15 protein-coding genes are annotated in these 17,971 nt (G+C 69.6%); 5 read left to right on the top strand and 10 right to left on the bottom strand.

The features are described 5' to 3' along the window. Window positions 1-86: 86 nt before the first annotated feature. The 5 genes from ACWDKQ_RS12265 to ACWDKQ_RS12245 form a co-directional block, all read right to left on the bottom strand. Window positions 87-1,817: a DEAD/DEAH box helicase gene (locus ACWDKQ_RS12265; protein WP_450138805.1), complete on the bottom strand. Its 1,731-nt coding sequence runs from the start codon at window positions 1,815-1,817 to the stop codon at window positions 87-89. A 302-nt stretch (window positions 1,818-2,119) separates the two neighbouring features. Then, window positions 2,120-2,704: an AAA family ATPase gene (locus ACWDKQ_RS12260; protein WP_450138804.1), complete on the bottom strand. Its 585-nt coding sequence runs from the start codon at window positions 2,702-2,704 to the stop codon at window positions 2,120-2,122. A gap of 793 nt (window positions 2,705-3,497) precedes the next feature. Next, window positions 3,498-3,836 (bottom strand): P-II family nitrogen regulator, encoded by a 339-nt coding sequence (locus ACWDKQ_RS12255; RefSeq protein WP_450138803.1) that lies wholly within the window; start codon window positions 3,834-3,836, stop codon window positions 3,498-3,500. After that, window positions 3,833-5,170, bottom strand: a complete 1,338-nt coding sequence (locus tag ACWDKQ_RS12250; RefSeq protein ID WP_450138802.1) for an ammonium transporter — start codon at window positions 5,168-5,170, stop codon at window positions 3,833-3,835. The genes ACWDKQ_RS12255 and ACWDKQ_RS12250 overlap by 4 nt, the downstream gene beginning before the upstream one ends. Before the next feature lie 122 nt (window positions 5,171-5,292). After that, window positions 5,293-5,526, bottom strand: a complete 234-nt coding sequence (locus ACWDKQ_RS12245) for a hypothetical protein (protein WP_450138801.1) — start codon at window positions 5,524-5,526, stop codon at window positions 5,293-5,295. A 102-nt stretch (window positions 5,527-5,628) separates the two neighbouring features. On the opposite strand from ACWDKQ_RS12245, the gene ACWDKQ_RS12240 reads away from it, so the two are divergent. After that, window positions 5,629-5,883: a DUF6004 family protein gene (locus tag ACWDKQ_RS12240; RefSeq protein WP_450138800.1), complete on the top strand. Its 255-nt coding sequence runs from the start codon at window positions 5,629-5,631 to the stop codon at window positions 5,881-5,883. A gap of 99 nt (window positions 5,884-5,982) precedes the next feature. Here ACWDKQ_RS12240 and ftsY read toward each other — a convergent pair whose 3' ends face one another. After that, on the bottom strand, window positions 5,983-7,422 hold the full coding sequence (gene ftsY, locus ACWDKQ_RS12235) for a signal recognition particle-docking protein FtsY (RefSeq protein ID WP_450138841.1): 1,440 nt from the start codon (window positions 7,420-7,422) through the stop codon (window positions 5,983-5,985). 207 nt (window positions 7,423-7,629) lie between these two features. Here ftsY and ACWDKQ_RS12230 point away from each other — a divergent pair, with 207 nt between their 5' ends. Both ACWDKQ_RS12230 and ACWDKQ_RS12225 read left to right on the top strand, forming a co-directional pair. Then, window positions 7,630-8,769 carry an anhydro-N-acetylmuramic acid kinase gene (locus ACWDKQ_RS12230; protein WP_450138840.1) on the top strand — a complete coding sequence of 380 codons (1,140 nt, stop codon included), beginning with the start codon at window positions 7,630-7,632 and terminating at the stop codon, window positions 8,767-8,769. Between the two features lie 9 nt (window positions 8,770-8,778). After that, complete coding sequence (locus ACWDKQ_RS12225) at window positions 8,779-10,287, top strand: sodium:solute symporter (RefSeq protein WP_450138799.1); 1,509 nt, start codon at window positions 8,779-8,781, stop codon at window positions 10,285-10,287. A gap of 60 nt (window positions 10,288-10,347) precedes the next feature. Here ACWDKQ_RS12225 and ACWDKQ_RS12220 read toward each other — a convergent pair whose 3' ends face one another. After that, window positions 10,348-11,019, bottom strand: a complete 672-nt coding sequence (locus ACWDKQ_RS12220; RefSeq protein ID WP_450138798.1) for a hypothetical protein — start codon at window positions 11,017-11,019, stop codon at window positions 10,348-10,350. A gap of 90 nt (window positions 11,020-11,109) precedes the next feature. Between ACWDKQ_RS12220 and ACWDKQ_RS12215 the strand changes: the two genes are divergently transcribed. Next, a complete protein-coding gene (locus ACWDKQ_RS12215) occupies window positions 11,110-11,562 on the top strand; it encodes a zf-HC2 domain-containing protein (RefSeq protein ID WP_450138797.1) in 453 nt (150 codons plus the stop codon). Window positions 11,563-12,016: 454 nt separating this feature from the next. Here the strand turns inward: ACWDKQ_RS12215 and smc are convergent, their stop codons facing one another. Together smc and ACWDKQ_RS12205 are read right to left on the bottom strand one after the other, a co-directional pair. Further along, window positions 12,017-15,667, bottom strand: a complete 3,651-nt coding sequence (gene smc / locus ACWDKQ_RS12210) for a chromosome segregation protein SMC (protein WP_450138796.1) — start codon at window positions 15,665-15,667, stop codon at window positions 12,017-12,019. Between the two features lie 255 nt (window positions 15,668-15,922). Beyond that, complete coding sequence (locus tag ACWDKQ_RS12205) at window positions 15,923-16,216, bottom strand: acylphosphatase (protein ID WP_450138839.1); 294 nt, start codon at window positions 16,214-16,216, stop codon at window positions 15,923-15,925. Between the two features lie 618 nt (window positions 16,217-16,834). Here ACWDKQ_RS12205 and ACWDKQ_RS12200 point away from each other — a divergent pair. Further along, window positions 16,835-17,023: a hypothetical protein gene (locus tag ACWDKQ_RS12200; RefSeq protein WP_450138795.1), complete on the top strand. Its 189-nt coding sequence runs from the start codon at window positions 16,835-16,837 to the stop codon at window positions 17,021-17,023. A 282-nt stretch (window positions 17,024-17,305) separates the two neighbouring features. Here the strand turns inward: ACWDKQ_RS12200 and ACWDKQ_RS12195 are convergent, their stop codons facing one another. Further along, window positions 17,306-17,929, bottom strand: a complete 624-nt coding sequence (locus ACWDKQ_RS12195; protein ID WP_450138794.1) for a nucleoside/nucleotide kinase family protein — start codon at window positions 17,927-17,929, stop codon at window positions 17,306-17,308. Window positions 17,930-17,971: the final 42 nt, after the last annotated feature.

Raw genomic sequence — 17,971 nt, 5'->3', positions numbered from 1 at the left:
CCCCGCAGCGCGGGGCTCCGAGCAAACGGGTGCGATCCGGGGGTTGGTCGATTTCACGTGTGAAACCGACCAACCCCCGCAACACTTCAGCTGTGCGAGTAGTCCTCGCGCCGCTTGCCCGTCGAGCGGGACTGCGGCGAGCGCTGGCCCTTGCGGTGCGGCCGCGGCTTGTCCCGATCCCGGTCGCGATCGGGGCGGCGCGGGCGGCGGTTGATGAACTCGCCGTCGGCGCGGCTGATCCGCAGGCCCCGCCCGGCCACCTGGGTGTTGCGCAGCTTGCTGAGCAGCTCCTCCGACAGGTCGGCGGGCAGTTCGATCAGGGTGTGCTCGTTGCGGATGTCGATGTGCCCGATGTACTTGCTGGGCACGCCGCCCTCGTTGGCCAGCGCCCCGACCAGGGCCCGCGGGGTGACGCGGTTGCGGCGGCCGACCTCGACCCGGTAGGTCTCGGTGTCCGAGTTGGTCGACTCGAAGGACGGGCCGCCGCGGCGGGCCGGCGGCTCGACGGGCTCCGGGTCCAGCAGCAGCGGCCGGTCGCCCTGCGCCATGGCGGCCAGCGCCGCGGCGATCTCCGCGGCCGGCACGTCGTGGGTCCGCTCGTACTCCGCCACCAGATCCTGGAAAACTTCCAGGCCGCCCTTGGTCAGGGTGTCGGTGATGCTCTGGGCGAACTTCGCCAGACGCCGGTCGTTGACCGCGTCGATGGTGGGCAGCTCCATCTGCTGGATTGGCTGCCGGGTGGCCCGCTCGATGGACCGCAGCAAGTGGCGCTCGCGTGGCGAGACGAACAGGATCGCCTCCCCGCTGCGCCCGGCCCGGCCGGTGCGGCCGACGCGGTGCACGTACGACTCGGTGTCGTGCGGGATGTCGTAGTTGAGCACGTGGGAGATGCGCTCGACGTCGAGGCCGCGGGCGGCGACGTCGGTGGCCACCAGGATGTCGATCTTGCCCTCGCGGAGGTGGCCGATCGTGCGCTCCCGCTGCGCCTGCGCGATGTCGCCGTTGATCGCGGCGGCGCTGAACCCGCGGGCCTGCAGCTTCTCGGCGAGCTCCTCGGTGAGCTGCTTGGTGCGGACGAACACGATCATCGCGTCGAAGGACTCGACTTCGAGAATCCGGGTCAACGCGTCCAGCTTGTTCGCCGCGCGCACCGGCACGTGCCGCTGGTTGATGTTGGTCGCGGTGCTGGTCTTGGTTTTGACCGAGATCTCGACCGGCTCGTTGAGGTAGTTCTGGCTGATCTTGCGGATCGCGCCGGGCATGGTCGCGGAGAACAGCGCCACCTGCCGGCTGGCCGGCACGGACTGCAGGATCTTCTCCACGTCCTCGATGAAGCCCATCCGCAGCATCTCGTCGGCCTCGTCGAGCACCAGGTTCTTGAGCCCGGTCAGGTCGAGCGAGCCCTTCTCGAGGTGGTCGATCAACCGACCGGGGGTGCCGACGATGACGTGCGCGCCGCGGCGCAAGCCGGCGAGCTGCGGGCCGTAGCTGGTACCGCCGTAGATCGGCAGCACGTGGAAGCCGGGGATGTGCGCGGCGTAGCGCTGGAAGGCCTCGGAGACCTGGATGGCCAGCTCCCGGGTGGGCGCGAGCACCAGGGCCTGCGGGCCGGCGGCGTCCAGGTCCAGGCGCGAGAGGATGGGCAGCGCGAACGCGGCGGTCTTGCCGGTGCCGGTCTGGGCGAGGCCGAGCACGTCGCGGCCCTCCAGCAGCAGCGGGATGGTCTTCTCCTGGATCGGCGACGGGTTCTCGTAGCCGATCTCGGTCAGCGTCTGGCAGACGCGCGGGTCGAGATCAAGTTCTTCGAAGGTCGGCATGCTAAACGCGGGTCTCCTCGGTGGACTCGGCAAGGGCTGATGGATTGCGGAAACGGCCCTGCACTGCCACCCGGGGGGTCCGGGGTGATCGGCTGGGCGTCGGCTCGGAAGCCCAGATCGCCGTGGGGCGCCGCTTGCGCATTTCGAACCGCGCGCTCAGCTGGACGCACACCCTGTTGCCAGTCACCCGCAGCTCGATCATTCTCAGCCTGGCGCGGCGGCCTCCTGCCACAGCGCCAGATGCCCAGGGTAGCGATCGAGGTCCGGGCGCGGGGCGGCGGCCCGACCCAACGGGACGTAGGTCACGCCACGACGTCCAACCGGAGGCCGTCCACGACCTGATTTCGCGTGAACAGGTGCACCCGGGACCAGCCGCGCGGCGCAGCGCCGCCGCGCAGCCGATGGTCCATCCGGTCGGCCCGCAGCACGTGCCGTTGGAACGACCTGGAGCGGATCAGCCGTCCGCGTGCCCGCTGCCCGGCCAACGCCTCGCGCGCATCCGCGTGCAGCCACACCAGCACCCGCTGCCGAGCGGTGAGCCAACCGAACATCAGCAGCAGCACGCGGGTCGTGGCGCGGGTGGCCGGTTCGTGCGCGACGACCGGACCCGACGTGCGCAGGCACTTCCAGGCGATGCGACTGCGGTGCACCAAGTGCACCAGCGGGCGGTAGTAGCGGTAGGGCAGGTGGACCGGGAGGACCTTGCGCAGCCGAGCGCGGACCTGGTCGGAGTCCAGCGTCGAGATGTCGTTGCCGCCGTGCAGCTTTCGGAGCACCGTGCTCTTGCCCGCGCCCGGCAGACCGGCCAGGACGACGAGCGAGCGGCGGCTGACGCGCACCGTCGGCGGCGGGCTAGCGGGCGGAGGAAGTACGTCCGATATGTCCACGACGAAATCAAGGTTACGCGTTGATCGATCTTGGGCGGCGGCCCGAGTGCGCAACGCCACCGAACGCGGAGAAGCGGGAGGCGGCCGCTCCCCCGGACGAGCCGCCTCCCGCATCATCACCATCCCCTGGTGCGCTACGGGATATCGCACCCGGCCCGCGTGGGCGACCGTGTCCCCCGGCCACCCACGCGGCTTCCCCCAACGCGACCGCGAAGCCCGGTTTTCCCGCCCGACCCCCAGTGCGGGCGGGGCCCCTCCGGTTTTCTCCTCTACCGCGTCGCACTTGGAAGTGTGCCGTCTGGCGGGGCCTCGCGAGACCGTGAAGCCCCCTGAGTGCGGCTGCGTAGTGTTACGCACTCGCCATCGCCCGATCCGCGAAATCCACTCACCCCGACACCGACGGCCCGGACGTTTGGCCTGTTCGGGCCCCGTGAGCGCTGCTGGGTGCCATAGCAGTGCCATAGCACCGGAAACCACTCACGGGTCGGTCGTTGCCTTTGAAGCGCCGGCGGCGCTTGGCCACCCCCACAACCGACACCGCTGTGGGTTCTCAGCCCGCGCCTGCCCCGTCGGTCGGGCTCGTAGCGAGGCCCCGTTCGGCGAAGCCACGTTGGACATGCACAAGTCGGGGACGCCGGAGGTCAGGCGGCGTCTGCGGTTCCGTTACCCGCACCGCCACGCAAGACGCGCGGAACAGTCGCTACTCACCGGCCGCGAACAGGCGAAATGCGAAGGGCACCGCCGACCACCCGTTGGATGGATCGGAGGTGCCCTCGACTCGGCCCGGAACGGGTCAGATCGCCTCGACCCCGGTTTCTCCGGTGCGCACCCGGACCACGGTGTCCACCGAGGTCACCCAGACCTTGCCGTCGCCGACCTGGCCGGTGCGCGCGGCGGTAACGATCCCGTCGACCACTTTGTCCACGTTGGACTCGTCGACGAGGACCTCTACCCGCAGTTTCTCGATGAAGTCCACCGCGTACTCGGCGCCCCGGTACACCTCCGTGTGGCCCTTCTGACGGCCGTAGCCCTGCGTCTGGCTGACGGTCATGCCCAGCACCCCGAGCCGCTCCAGCGCGTCCTTCACGTCGTCCAGTTTGGACGGTTGAACGATCGCGGTCACCAGTTTCATGCGCGGCTGCCCTCCAGCTTGCGTTCGACCTCGTCGGCCGGCACCGCGGAGCGCCGCGCGGAACGCTCGGCGCCGAAGTGGTACGCGGTCTCGGCGTGCTCAGTCTCGTCGATGCCCACGGCCTCGTCCTCGGCGCTCACCCGGAACCCGACGACCGCCTTGACCAGCAGCGCCAGCACCAGGCTGAGCACGAAGGAGTAGGCGAACACCGCGACCGCGCCGACGGCCTGCCGCCAGAGCTGGTCGAACCCGCCGCCGTAGAACAGCCCGTCGACCCCGGCCGGGGCGGCCGACGAGGCGAACAGACCGACCAGCAGGGTGCCCATCAGGCCGCCTACCAGGTGGACGCCGACGACGTCCAGCGAGTCGTCGTAGCCGAACTTGTACTTAAGGCTGACGGCCAGCGCGCACACTGCGCTGGTGATCGCGCCGACGGCGATCGCGCCCAGCGGGGTCACCGAGGAACAGGCCGGGGTGATCGCCACGAGGCCCGCGACGATGCCGGAGGCGGCGCCGAGCGTGGTGGCGTGACCGTCGCGGATGCGCTCGACGAGCAACCAGCCGAGCATCCCGGCGCTGGTCGCCACCAGGGTGTTCACCAGCGTGACCGCGGCGGTGTTGTTGGCCGCCAGCGCCGATCCGGCGTTGAAACCGAACCAGCCGAACCACAGCAGGCCCGCGCCGAGCACCACGAACGGCAGGTTGTGCGGCTTGCCCGGGTCCTTCGGCCAGCTCCGACGCTTGCCGAGCACCAGGGCCAGCGCCAATGCGGCGGCACCCGAGTTGATGTGCACCGCGGTGCCACCGGCGAAGTCGATCGCGGCCAACCGGTTGGCGATCCAGCCGCCGACGGCGGTCACGTTGCCCGCACCGTCCTTCGTGTCGAAGGCGAAGACCCAGTGCGCGACCGGGAAGTACACGACCACGGCCCACAGCCCGGCGAACAGCAGCCAGGGGCCGAAGCGGGCCCGGTCGGCGATCGCGCCGGAGATCAGGGCGACGGTGATGATCGCGAACATCGCCTGGAAGCCGACGAACGCCAGCGTCGGGATGGTGCCGGAGACCTGGTCCTCGCCGAGCAGCGAGCTCAGCCCGAAGAACTCCGCTGGGTTGCCGAGCAGCCCGACGCCGCCGATGTCGGAGCCGAACGCGGTGGAGTAGCCGATGAGCACCCACAGCACGCCCACCACGCCGATGCTGCCGAGGCTCATCATCAGCATGTTGAGCACGCCGCGCGAACGCACCATGCCGCCGTAGAAGAACGCCAGACCAGGGGTCATGAGCAGGACGAGCGCCGCGCTCACGAGCACCCATGCGGTGTCGCCTGAATTCACATTGCCTCCCGATGCGGACCGAGTTGGCCCGCATCCTGCGGATTGCCTGTTTCAGAAGACCCGTTTCGCTGTAACGCGGTCGTGAATTCCGGCTCACCGCGCGTTACAGCCGTGTTGTGAGATCACCGCGGTGTTTCGTCGCCGATCACCGAAGGTACCTGGACCGGTCGCCCGGCCAGCAGGCCCATGCAGATCCAGACCGCCGAGCAGGCCAGCAGCAGCACCAGCGGCGCGATCCAGCCACCGGTCACGCCGTGCAGCAGCCCGATCAGGAGCGGGCCGGCGGCGGCGATGAGATACCCGCTGCCCTGCGGCGACGCGCCAGAGCTGCGCCGCAGCGCGAAGAGGCTGATCACCAGGGCCAGCCGAGCTCGGTAGCCGCGTGATGCTGCGGCTCAGCTGGCCGCGTCCGTTTCGGTGGCACCTTCGGAGAAGGCACCGAGGACAGCCTGTCCCGAGTGAAGTACCCCAGTGAGCTACACATCGCCACGGGGTTTGAGCTGGTCACCCCGGACGTCACGCGGTACGCGGCGAACCCGGTCCACGTCAGCGGCAAGCTGCGGAATATGGAAGCCGCCGGCACCGAACTCAGCATGCAGGGCACGGACACGGCGCTGAACACGACCAAGGACGAGGTCAAGGCCAGGCTGACCGGGGCGAACCTGGTGATGCGAGACGCGTTCGTTGGCGAGCACGCCGCATTCAACGTCTGACTCTCCAGACACAGCCTGGTCAGTACAACATCGGCTGGCACCTGCACAGCTGCGGCCCCCGCACCCAAGGGGTGGTGCGGGGGCCGCGGTGTCGGTGGGTCAGTCCAGGAGGGCGTCCACGAAAGCTCCGGGTTCGAAGGGCGCCAGGTCGTCCGGGCCTTCTCCAAGGCCCACCAGCTTCACCGGGACACCAAGCTCCCGCTGGACCTGGAAGACGATGCCGCCCTTGGCCGTGCCGTCGAGCTTGGTCAGCACGATGCCCGTCACGTCGACGACGTCGGAGAACACCCGCGCCTGCGTCAGGCCGTTCTGGCCCGTCGTCGCGTCCAGCACCAGAAGCACCTCGTCGACCTGGGCCTTCTTCTCCACGACGCGCTTGACCTTGCCCAGCTCGTCCATCAGGCCCGTTTTCGTGTGCAGCCGGCCCGCGGTGTCCACTAGGACCGCGTCCACCGCGGTGTCGCTGCCGCGGCTGACCGCCTCGAACGCCACGCTCGCCGGGTCGGCGCCTTCCTTTCCGCGCACCACCTCGGCACCCACCCGGTGCCCCCAGGTGGCGAGCTGCTCGACGGCCGCGGCGCGGAACGTGTCGGCCGCGCCGAGCAGCACCGTCCGCCCGTCGGCGACCAGCACCCGCGCCAGCTTGCCGGTGGTGGTGGTCTTGCCGGTGCCGTTGACCCCGACGACCAACACCACGGCGGGTTTCCCGCCGTCGGCGGGGTTGCCGTGCGGCAGCGCCCGGACCGCGCGCTCCATGTCCGGGCCGAGCGCGTCCACCAGGACCTCGCGCAATAGTGCGCGCGCCTCGTCCGGGGTCCGGATGCCGCGCGTGGCGATCTCGGTGCGCAGCCGCTCGGTGATCTCCGTGGTGGTCGCCGCGCCCAGGTCGGCCAGCAGGAGGGTGTCCTCGACCTCCTCCCAGGAGTCCTCGTCGAGGTCGCCCGCGCCGAGCAAGCCCAGCAGGCCCTGGCCGAAGGTCGACCGGGAGCGGGAGAGCCGGCCGCGCAGCCGCTCCAGGCGCCCCGAGGTCGGCTCGATCTCCTCGATCTCCTCGGGCACCGCGGGCGCCGGCTCCGGCGCCGGCTCGACGCGTTCCTGCTCCGGGACCTCAGCAGGCGGGGCCTCGACCTGCGGTTCCTTCGCCGGAGGCTCCTCGACCGGTGCCTCTTCGGTCGCCGTCGAGCCGCCTGGCAGCTGCACGTCCACGATGCCGCGGCGCTCGCTGTCGCGGGGCACCGCCGCGTCGTCGCCTACCCCGGGCTGGCCCTCCACCTCGGTGCGCTCGCCCGCAGGATGCTCCGGCGGGGCCGCCGTCGTGGTGCCGCCGCTGGACAGGCTGATTCCGCCGTCGGCGCGATATCCGCCGCCCTTGACTGCCTCGGTCGGGCCGGCGTTTTCGTCCCGTTCGCTCAGGCTGATCCGCCGCCGGCGGCGGATCAGGACACCGGCGACCACGGCGATCGCCAGCACCACCACGACGGCGACGATGATCAAAATCAGGGTTGAGGTGGTCACGGGCCCATCCTCCCACCTGGTCATACCGGCCCCGGAACGCGCCCGGCGCACCAGGCGCGTCGCAGCCACCGCCCACCGCGCCAGACGCGGAACCGGGAACGGGAGATTCCGACACACCAAGTGAGCAATTCACCAACAACGCCAGCGATACGCTTGCATTTACCGGCCGATGTGGCTTACACCACGTACGTGGCTTGGTGGCGGGTGCTCGGACTGCTCTCCGGCACGTCGATGGACGGCGTCGACGTGGCAGCTGCCGAGCTGCGGCTGGACGGCGACACCGTGGAGCTCCGCCCGCTGGGAGCCACCGTTGTCCCCTACCCGGAAGTCCTGCGCGAGAAGTTGCTCGCCGTGCTTCCGCCGGCCGCTTGCAGCGCCGAAGACCTGTGCCGGCTCGACACCTACGTGGGCCAGCAGCTGGCGGCAGCGGCCCGCCTCGGGGTTGAACTCGCGGGAGGCCACGCGGACATCGTCGCGTCGCTGGGCCAGACGATCTACCACTGGGTCCAAGGCAGCGGGCGGGTCCGCGGCACCTTGCAGATAGGGCAGCCAGCGTGGATCGCAGAGGCCACCGGGCTGCCCGTGGTGTCCGACCTGCGCGCCCGGGACGTCGCCGCCGGCGGCCAGGGCGCCCCGCTGGCGGGCGTGTTCGACTCGCTGTGGCTGGCCGACGAGCCCGGCACGACCATCGCCCTGAACATCGGAGGCATCGCAAACATCACCGTCGTCGGCGGCCGACGCCCGCTGGCCTACGACACCGGCCCCGGCAACGCGCTGATCGACCTCGCGGCCGGGCAGATCACCGGTACCCCGCAGGACACCGACGGGTGCATCGCGGCGACCGGCACCGTCCACCCCGAACTGCTCAAACTGCTGCTCTCCGACGGCTACTACCGGCGACCGGCCCCGAAGTCCACCGGCAAGGAGCACTTCAACGCCGATTACCTGGCCCGGACGCTGGACGAGCTGCCCGACGAGGTCGACGATGGCGACCTGCTGGCGACACTGACCGAGCTCACCGCGCGCACCATCGCCGACGCCTGCCGCACCGAGCAGGCGGCGAAGGTCGTGGCGTCCGGCGGCGGGGTGCGCAATCCCGTCTTGCTGGCCGCCCTGCACCGTCGGCTGGACGCTCCGCTGGTCGCCAGCGACGACCTCGGGTTGCCCGCCGACAGCAAGGAAGCGCACCTGACGGCGCTGCTCGGATTCCTGACCTGGCACGGCATCACCGGCAACACGCCGGGCACCACCGGCGCCGCCGGACCGCGGCTGCTGGGGAGCATCACCCCGGGCTCCGGTCCCTTGCGGTTGCCCGAACCCGCCATCCAGCAGCCGAGGCGGCTGCGACTGCAACCCGGCCACACCGCCTAGGAGGCTCCAATGCGATCTGTCGACCTCGTCGTGATCGGGTTGTACCTGGTCGCGATGCCGGTACTCGGGTTGCTGCTCAGCGGGCGGCAGCGCAGCTCGCAGGACTACTTCATCGGCAGCCGCCAACTGCCCTGGTGGGCGGTGTGCTTCTCGGTGGTCGCCACCGAGACCTCGACGCTGACGGTGATCAGTGTGCCGACGCTGGCGTATCTCGGCAGCTTCACCTACCTGCAGCTCGCGATCGGGTACCTGATCGGCCGGATCGTGGTGGCGTTCGTGCTGCTGCCCAAGTACTACGCCGGGAACCTGGTCAGCGCCTACGAGTTCCTCGGCCAGCGGTTCGGTTCCGGTTTGCAGGGCACCGCGTCGGTGACGTTCCTCCTGACCCGGCTGCTGGCCGACGGGCTGCGGCTGTTCGCCACCGCGATCCCGGTGAAGGTGATGCTTGCGGTGTTCGGCGTGAACATGGCGTACTGGCAGATCGTGCTGATCCTGTCCGTGATGACGGTGATCTACACCTACCTCGGCGGCATCAGGGCCGTGGTGTGGGTCGACGCCATCCAGATGGCGGTCTACGTCGGCGGCGCGGTCCTCGCCGCAGTGGTGCTCGCCAGCCGGTTGCCCGGGGACTGGATGTCGACCGCGTTCGCCTCGGGCAAGTTCGAGCTCCTGAACTTCGGCTCGTCGATCATCACGAACCAGTACGCGTTCTTCACCGCCGTGATCGGCGGGGCCGTGTTCGCGATGGCCTCGCACGGCGCCGACCAGCTGATGGTGCAGCGGCTGCTCGCCTGCCGGAACCTCCGGGACAGCCAGCGAGCGCTGATCGCCAGTGGCGTCGTGGTGTTCCTGCAGTTCGCCCTGTTCCTGTTCATCGGCACGATGCTGTGGTCGTTGTTCAACGGTGCCAAGCCCGCCGAGCTCGGAATGGCCAGCAAGGACGAGCTGTTCCCGCAGTTCATCGTCAACGATCTCCCGCCCGGGCTTTCCGGGCTGATGATCGCGGGCATCCTGGCCGCCGCGATGAGCACCCTGGCGTCCTCGTTGAACTCGCTGTCCACGTCCACGGTCAGCGACCTCTACCAGCGGATTTCGAAACGCAAGCTCGACGACTCGACGATCCTGCGGATGGGCAAGGGCTGGACGCTCGTCTGGGCGGTGGTGTTCGTGGTGTTCGCGTCGAGGTTCAGCAGCACCGACAACCCGGTGGTCGAGGTCGGCCTGAGCATCGCCAGCTACACCTACGGCGCGCTGCTGGGCGCTTTCCTGCTGGGGCTGCTGGTGAAACGGGCCCGGCAGTCGGATGCGTTGATCGCGTTCGTGGCGACGATCGTGGTGGTGCTGTTCTTCGTGTTCGGGGTGACCTTCCCTGACGGCGAGGGCGGCGAGAAGGCGCTGGCCTTCCCTTGGTACACGCCGTTGGGCGTCATCGTGACGCTCGTGGTGGGCGGGCTCCTGTCGCTGCGCCACCCCCAGCCGGCGCCCGAAGCCGCCGCGCAGCGGGTCGACAACGCGTGAGTACCCATGAGTCTTTTCGAGTCGGACCCACGGGCGACACTGGCCCAGTCAGCCGTCGGCTCAGCTGGCCGCGATCGAGATGATCGACAGCAGGATGATCAGGAAGCACAGCGCCAGGCTGCCGCCCATGATCCCCAGGGCCAGACCCACACCCGGCGCCTTCTGCGGGGTCGGGCCGATGGCACCGTTGATGAAGACGATCACCGGCGCCGCATAGTGGACGTCGACCTGCTGGCCGGCGTTGACCGGGATGACCGCGGTCGCCTCGCCGACCCGCCACAGGTAGTTGACGTGGATCCCGATCTGGTACTGGCCGGGGGGCAGGTCGACCGGCATTTTGCCCCACGTCAAGATCGGCCCCGGCTGCCCGTTGATGGTGACCTGCGGCTTGAAGAACATCAGCATGAACGCGAGCCAGAAGTACGAGCAGTCGATCATGATGCGCCCCATGCCGGGCGGGGGCGGCGCCATCGGCTGGCCCTGCGGCGCCGCCGGATTCGGCGGCTGCGGCGGGTACCCGCCCTGCGGCGGCATGGGCTGCTGCATGCCCGGCTGCATCTGGGGCTGCTGCGGGTAGCCGCCCTGCTGCGGCATCGGACCGGACGGCGGACCATAACCACCGGGTTGTGGCATCGGACCGGACGGCGGGCCGTAACCACCGGGTTGTGGCATCGGCTGGCCCTGCGGCGGATACGGCTGCTGCCCCTGCGGGGGGCCGTACGGGTTGGTCATGGAAAGCCTCCTGTACCTGGTGGGACCCCGCACTCGGGGTGATGCGGGAACATCCGCGCCCGGTGTCCGGTCGACATCCTCCGAGGATCGATGCCGAACCGCGGAAACATGGTCCCGCATCCGGATCCGGGCGTTGAAACCGAGGTGGCCGACCACACTAATGCCCGGCCCGGCCTTCAGCGGGAGTCCCGCCAGGTCGATGATCTACCCAAACGATCAGCGTGGCTGCGGATGGGGGCTGCGGTGCAGAACATCGATCATGCGGATCTCAGGGCAAAGCTCGGTGCGTATTCGGCGGACGCGTTAGACGACGTCGAGTGGCTCATGGTCCGCACCCATCTGTGGGAGTGCGCGCCCTGCCGGGCCGAGCTGGGGGAGCCGGAGTTGTGGAATCGCGCCGCGCCGCAGCGGATTCCACCGTCGAAGCCGTCGCGCGACCGTCGGCCGCAGGCGCAGCCGGGCTGGTCGGTGGCGTTCGGCCTCGCACTGGTCGCGGCCCTCGTCGCCTTCGGCGTCGGCTACGCACTCGGCACAGCTGGCTGACCGCCGCGAGGGATCTTGGGTTCGTCCCGACCGTTGCCGGACCTAAACGAGCACCGATCCGCTTGGCCTAGTCGGGCTTGTCAGTCTTCGATGTCGACGCCGGTGATGCCGACGGCCTGGCGCGCGCGGGCACTGTCGTCGATAACCTTCAGGCCTTCTTCGCCGGAGCGTGCCGAACACGGTGTAATTCGGTGCCAGCTCCACCTCTCCGAAGACCATGAAGATCCCGCTGCTGTTGGTGTCCGTGCCGTCGTTGGCCATGCCCAGGTAGCCCGTTCGTACCGCAGCTCGGCGATGATCGCTGTAGCGATGAAGCTCTGCGTCGGCCAGACACCGGCGCTAGAGAGTAGCGAACCCGTCGCTGTCTGCTGGGAGGACAGCGCCGAACCGAAAGTAGAACCCCAAGACCGGAGCAGACGAATCCCGATTGCGCGTGGAACTGGGAAGCCTCCGCTCAGGAGTCCAGCACCGCCGCGACATCTCCTTCGGCGGGCTCGTCTGGGCTGTCGCCCTTGCGCTGCTTGTCGGAATTGCCGCGCAGGCGTTGGGAAATCACCTGCGTGATGCCGTCGCCGCGCATCGTCACGCCGTACAGGGCATCGGCGATCTCCATCGTCGGCTTCTGGTGCGTGATGATGATCAGCTGGGAGGTCGTGCGCAGCTGGTCGAGCAGCGTGATCAGGCGCCGCAGGTTGGTATCGTCCAGCGCCGCCTCGACCTCGTCCATCACGTAGAACGGCGACGGGCGGGCGCGGAAAATCGACACCAGCATGGCCACCGCGGTCAGCGACTTCTCGCCGCCGGACAGCAGCGACAGGCGCTTGACCTTCTTGCCCGGCGGCCGGGCCTCGACCTCGACTCCGGTGGTCAGCAGGTCGTTCTCGTCGGTGAGCATCAGCCGCCCGTCACCGCCGGGGAACAGGACCTTGAAGACCGTCTCGAATTCCCTCGCCACGTCGTGGAAGGCCGAGGTGAAGACCTCAAGGATCTTGTCGTCGACCTCCTTGACGACGCTGAGCAGGTCGCGGCGGCTGTCCTTGAGGTCTTCGAGCTGTGTGGATAGGAACTTGTAGCGCTCCTCCAGCGCGGCGAACTCCTCCAGCGCCAGCGGGTTAACCTTGCCCAGCAGGGAGAGGTCCTTCTCGGCGCGCTTGGCGCGGCGCTGCTGGGTGGCCCGGTCGAACGGCACCGGCGGCGGGGCGCTGACCTCCTCGCCGCTCTCCTTGGCCGCCTCGTACTCGGCGATCTCGGCGGGTCCCGGCGGAATCGGCACGGTGGGGCCGTATTCGTCGACCAGGTCGTCCAACCCGATCCCGAAGTCCTCGATGATCTTGGTTTCCAGCTGCTCGATCCGCAACCGCTGCTCCGCACGCACGACTTCGTCGCGGTGCACCGCATCGGTCAGCTTCTCCAGCGCCCCGCTGAGCTCGCGCACTCGCGCTCGCACGGCACCGAGCGCCTGCTCGTGCTCGCTCTGCTTCGCCTGTGCGACGTCCCGCTCCTCCGTCGCGGCCCTCAGCGATAGCGCGATGCGCTCCAGCGCTGTCTCGCAGCCGGTGACAACGGCCTGCGTCACGCGCGCTGCGCGTTCCCGCGCCTTGCGCGCCGCTTCCGCGCGGGCGCGCGCTTCGCGCTCGTGGCGGGCTGCGCGTCGCAGTTGATCGGCACGTCCCTGCACCGCGCGCGCCCGCTCTTCGGCGGTGCGCTGGGTGAGGCGGGCGTCCATTTCCTGTTGGCGCACCGCGTTCAGCTCGGTGCCGAGCCGGTCGCGTTCACCGGTTTCGGGTTCCGCCGCTTCGTCTTGTTCGGTTTTGACGATGCTCAGGCGTTCTTCGAGTTCCGCGAGCTTGACGAGGGATTGTTCGCGGGACTGCTCGATCTTCACCCGCTGCTGCCGGATCCGGTCGACCTCGGCGGTGGCGGCGCGGGCCGCGCGTTGCAGGCTGGACAGCCGTTCGGTGCCGCGGGCCCGCCGCACCTTGGCGTCGTTGATCTGCTCCTGCACGGCGCGGACTTCGGCGCGCCGCGCTTCTTCTTCGGCTCGCGCACCTTCCAGCGCCGCGGAGTGCTGTTCCAGGCGTCGCCCGGCGGCGACGAGTTCGCGTTCGGCTTCGTCGACGGCGGCTTGCACCTCGATGGTGCTCTGCCGGTCGTCTGAGCCGCCGGTGGCCCAGTGCGCACCGAGGACATCGCCGCTGGTGGTGACGGCACGGATTTCGGGGTGCCGCTGCACGAGCTCCTGGGCGTCGGCCAGCGTGTCCACGACCGCGACCTTGTCGAGCGCTTTCGCCATGGCGCCGCGCAACCCGTCAGGGGCGCTAACCAGGTCGGCAGCCCAGCGCGCCGAGCCGGCGAGCTGCGGCCAACCCGACCGATCCATGTCCACAGCGGATTCGATGAGCAGCCCCGCTCGGCCCGCTTCGTTCGCCTTCAGCAGTTCAAGGGCCGTCACAGCGTCGGTGACGCCGCGAACCGCGACGGCGTCGGCGACGGCGCCCAGCGCCGCGGCGAGCGCGGCCTCCGCGCCAGGTTCGACGGTGAGCAGCGCCGCTACCGAGCCGAGCAGGCCCGGTATCTGGTCGCCAGCCGACATGAGCGCGCCCGCGCCGTCCTTGCGCTGCAAGCCCATCGACAGCGCCTCGACGCGCGCCTTCCAGGACGCGATCTCCCGCTCCGCGGTCCGCTCGGCCTTCACTAACTCCTCGACGCGGGCCCGCGCGGCGTCGCGCGCTTCGGCCGCGCCTTCGCGCCGTTCCTGCAGGCCAGCGTCGTCGGAGTCGTAGCCGCCGCTCTCCTCTTCGGCGTCGGCCAGCGCGCGCTCGGCTTCTTCGGCCCGCGCGGTGGCTTCTTCCAGCGAGTCCGACAGCCGCTCGATCTCCTCCGCGGTGTCGTTGACCTTGCCGCGCAACGACTCGACCTGCCCGGACATCCGGGCGGCACCTTCGCGGCGGTCGGCGATCGCCCGCACCGCGGCCAGGTGCGCGTGCTCGGCCTGCTTCAGCGCGGATTCCAGCTCCGACCGGCGCTGAACCACCTCGTGGAGCGCCTCGCGGGCCTCTTCGACCTGCTCGCGAAGTTCGATCTCCTGCTCGGCGGCCTCTTCGGCCTCGGCGTCGAGCTGGTCCGGGTCGCGGCCCGGGCGATGCTCCTCGGTCTGGGCGGTGAGGTGCCGGTGGCGTTCGGCGGCCAGCCGCAGCGTGCCGTGCAAGCGTTCTTCCAGCGCGGACAGCCGGTACCAGGTCTCCTGCGCGCGGGACAACCGCGGCGCGTCGGCGGCGACGTGCTCTTCGAGGTTCTTCTCCTCGGACTGCGCGAACTGCAGCGCGCGCTCGACCTCGGTGCGCTTGGCCCGCGCGGCTTCCTGGTCTGCCTCGTCGCGGGCCAGGTCGGCGCGGGCGGTGACCAGGTCATCGGCTATGAGGCGCAGCCGGGCGTCCCGCAGGTCGGCCTGCACTGTCTGCGCCTTGCGCGCGATCTCGGCCTGCTTGCCGAGCGGCTTGAGCTGGCGGCGCAGCTCGCTGGTCAGGTCGGTCAACCGGGTCAGGTTGGCCTGCATCGCGTCGAGCTTGCGCAGCGCTTTCTCTTTGCGCTTGCGGTGTTTCAGCACGCCCGCGGCCTCTTCGATGAGCCTGCGGTGCTCGTCGGGCTTGGCCTGCAGGATCGTGGAAAGCTGGCCCTGCCCGACGATGACGTGCATCTCGCGGCCGATGCCGGAGTCCGACAGCAGTTCCTGAACGTCCATCAGCCGGCACGAGTTGCCGTTGATCTCGTACTCGCTAGCGCCGTCGCGGAACATCCGGCGGGTAATGGACACCTCGGTGTACTCGATGGGCAGCGCGCCATCGGAGTTGTCGATGGTCAGCGTGACCTCGGCGCGCCCCAGCGGGGCGCGACCCGTGGTGCCCGCGAAGATCACGTCCTCCATCTTGCCGCCGCGCAGCGCCTTCGCACCCTGCTCGCCCATCACCCAGGTCAGCGCGTCGAGCACGTTAGATTTGCCCGAGCCGTTCGGGCCGACGACGCAGGTGATGCCGGGTTCGAAGCGCAGCGTGGTGGCCGAGGCGAAGGACTTGAACCCCTTCAGCGTCAGACTCTTCAGGTGCACGGCTGCGATCGACCTTCCCGTGGTTCCTCTGGTTGACCGGCGGTCACATCCGGCGAGCCTACCGCTGCGGCCGTCCGCAACTGCGCAGAACCGCTGGTAAGGGCGATTTCGCTCGCACGACGACGAACCGGAGATCAACAACCTGCATCGCTACCGTTTCAGCTGGCCAGCTGCCGCGAGTACGTTGCGCTGCTGCGGCAGCGCGACGTACTCACGGGTCCCGACCAGGCCAAACCGGTTTTCGGCGCGTTTCCATTAGCGCTCCAAGAAACCGGTCAAGCCGCCCTTGGGCTGCGACCACTGCTCCGCGACGTGGTCGACGTGGCCCGGGGTTTCGCCGGAACGCAGCGCGGCCAACAGCTTCTCGCAAGCCTCCCGAGGGCCTTCGGCGACCACCTCGACGCGGTTCGCGGGCCGGTTCGTGGCGCTGCCGACCAGGCCGAGCTCCAGCGCCCGGGAACGCGTCCACCAGCGGAAGCCGACGCCCTGCACCCGCCCGTGCACCCATGCGGTCAGTCGTGCCTGTTGCGAATACGTCACGCCGGGCATGATGCCGCACCGCCGCTGCGCGCGCGGCCTTGGCTTGCGCCGATCACCACGGCCGCTCCGGGCGCCGGTATGATCCGCCCGATTCGTGGTGGGGCCGGGTGTCCTGGGCGTCCGCGCAGACCGCCCGACGAGCCGACGAGTGGGGACCAATGGACCCGATGTTGCCGGAAGACCCGGACGCCCGGCCGAAGCGCCTGGTGATGCTGGCCGCATCGGGCATCGCCGTGGCCACGTCGCGACGACCGCCGCGATGGTCGCCGGCGCACAGCAGCACGACGCGGCGACGCCGGACTTCACGCTGAAGCCGACCGCCACGTCCCGGCCGGCCTCGACGTTCTCCACGCCGTCGTCGTTGCTGCCTCCGCCGCCGATGAGCAGCGAAACCCCGAATATCTCGACGACCTTCAGCAGGTCGACGTCGTCGGCCTCGACGAGCAGCGAAACGCTCACGGAGATCCTGCCTCCGATGCCGCCGGAGCAGCCCCCGACCCACACGCCGCCGCGGCCGACGACGACCACCACGACATTCACGACCACGACGACCACCACCAAAACGACCACGACCACCACAACGACCACGGAGCCGACCGACTCAGAGACCTCCGGCGGTGATGACTGATGACGTTGGCCGTGCATGCCTGCCAGTCGCTGTGCTCGTGGCACCAGACTCCCAAGCAGCTCAACGGGTTTCCGCTGCTGGCCTGCCGCGGCTGCGGGTCGCAGTGGATCCGCAGTGAGCCGTGGACGCCCATCGACCACACCGGCCGGATCCCCGACGACGTTCGTGCGGAGCTCGCCGAGCGCTGACGCCGCGCACCCACTCGCGCACCCATCGTGACGGTACCGAGCTAGTAAATGTCCTGTGTTGGCCGTAACCCCAGCGCACGGGCGAGGGCAAGCGATGGGCGAGGCGTCGGCGGTAAACGCGGCCGGAAGCAGCAGCGCCCTGATCCCGCGACGGCCCGATCCCGCGACGGCCCGGTCACCGAGTTCGCGGTCCGGTTGTGCGAGCTGAAGGTAGCCGCGGGCGATCCGTCCTACGACGGGGACCCCATTCTTGAAATGGCTATTCAGTTTCGCGTGGGGAAATCAACGCGGGTCGCCGACGACGACGAGATCGGCACGATCCCGACTCGCCGCGACAACAGCGGCATTCCGCTCGTCGCTGCGGTAAACCCATTTCGCGGCTTCGTCGGGAGTGCGCCCGTAACTGATGTGCCGCGCAATGAGCCGTTGCACCCGAACATCGTCATCGGGCGCGAGGAACCAGGCTTCGTCGAGCAATTCCCGAACCGCCGACCACGGCGGCGCGTCCAGCAGCAGGTAGTTCCCTTCGGTGATCACCAGTGGAACATCGGGCTCGACGGCAATGGCGCCGGCATAGGATTCCTCGATCTCCCGGTGGAATTCGGGCGCGTAAACGGTATCCGGCCCGCATTCCCGAATCCGCCGCAGCAAAGCGACGTACCCGGCGGCGTCGAAGGTGTCGGGAGCGCCTTTCCGATCTGCCCGCCGGAGCCGCCGCAACTGGGCGTCGGCCAGGTGGAACCCGTCCATCGGCACCAGGACGGCCGAGCTGCCGAGCTCCTGCAGAACCCGCTCAGCAACGGTCCCCTTGCCAGCCCCGGGAGCACCGGAGATTCCCAAGATCCGCCGCTGCCCGCTACGGGTCAACTCCCGAGCCCGCTTGACCAACTCCACGTACCCGACCAACCCACACCTCCGCGCGAAACGCCCGCGAGTGCTTTAGGACGC

The sequence above is a fragment of the Saccharopolyspora sp. NPDC000995 genome (genome assembly GCF_053599315.1).
Note: the sequence above shows the minus strand (reverse complement) of the source record. Positions and strands in the feature narration are given on the sequence as shown.

Bases quoted from the DNA above. Each gene is read 5' to 3' on its own strand.
- ACWDKQ_RS12215 (WP_450138797.1), top strand. From the start codon at position 11,110: ATGCCGAACCGCGGAAACATGGTCCCGCATCCGGATCCGGGCGTTGAA.
- ftsY (WP_450138841.1), bottom strand. From the start codon at position 7,422: ATGACCAGGTGGGAGGATGGGCCCGTGACCACCTCAACCCTGATTTTG.
- ACWDKQ_RS12220 (WP_450138798.1), bottom strand. From the start codon at position 11,019: ATGACCAACCCGTACGGCCCCCCGCAGGGGCAGCAGCCGTATCCGCCG.
- ACWDKQ_RS12225 (WP_450138799.1), top strand. From the start codon at position 8,779: ATGCGATCTGTCGACCTCGTCGTGATCGGGTTGTACCTGGTCGCGATG.
- ACWDKQ_RS12205 (WP_450138839.1), bottom strand. From the start codon at position 16,216: ATGCCCGGCGTGACGTATTCGCAACAGGCACGACTGACCGCATGGGTG.
- ACWDKQ_RS12255 (WP_450138803.1), bottom strand. From the start codon at position 3,836: ATGAAACTGGTGACCGCGATCGTTCAACCGTCCAAACTGGACGACGTG.
- ACWDKQ_RS12265 (WP_450138805.1), bottom strand. From the start codon at position 1,817: ATGCCGACCTTCGAAGAACTTGATCTCGACCCGCGCGTCTGCCAGACG.
- ACWDKQ_RS12230 (WP_450138840.1), top strand. From the start codon at position 7,630: ATGGACGGCGTCGACGTGGCAGCTGCCGAGCTGCGGCTGGACGGCGAC.
- ACWDKQ_RS12200 (WP_450138795.1), top strand. From the start codon at position 16,835: ATGACGTTGGCCGTGCATGCCTGCCAGTCGCTGTGCTCGTGGCACCAG.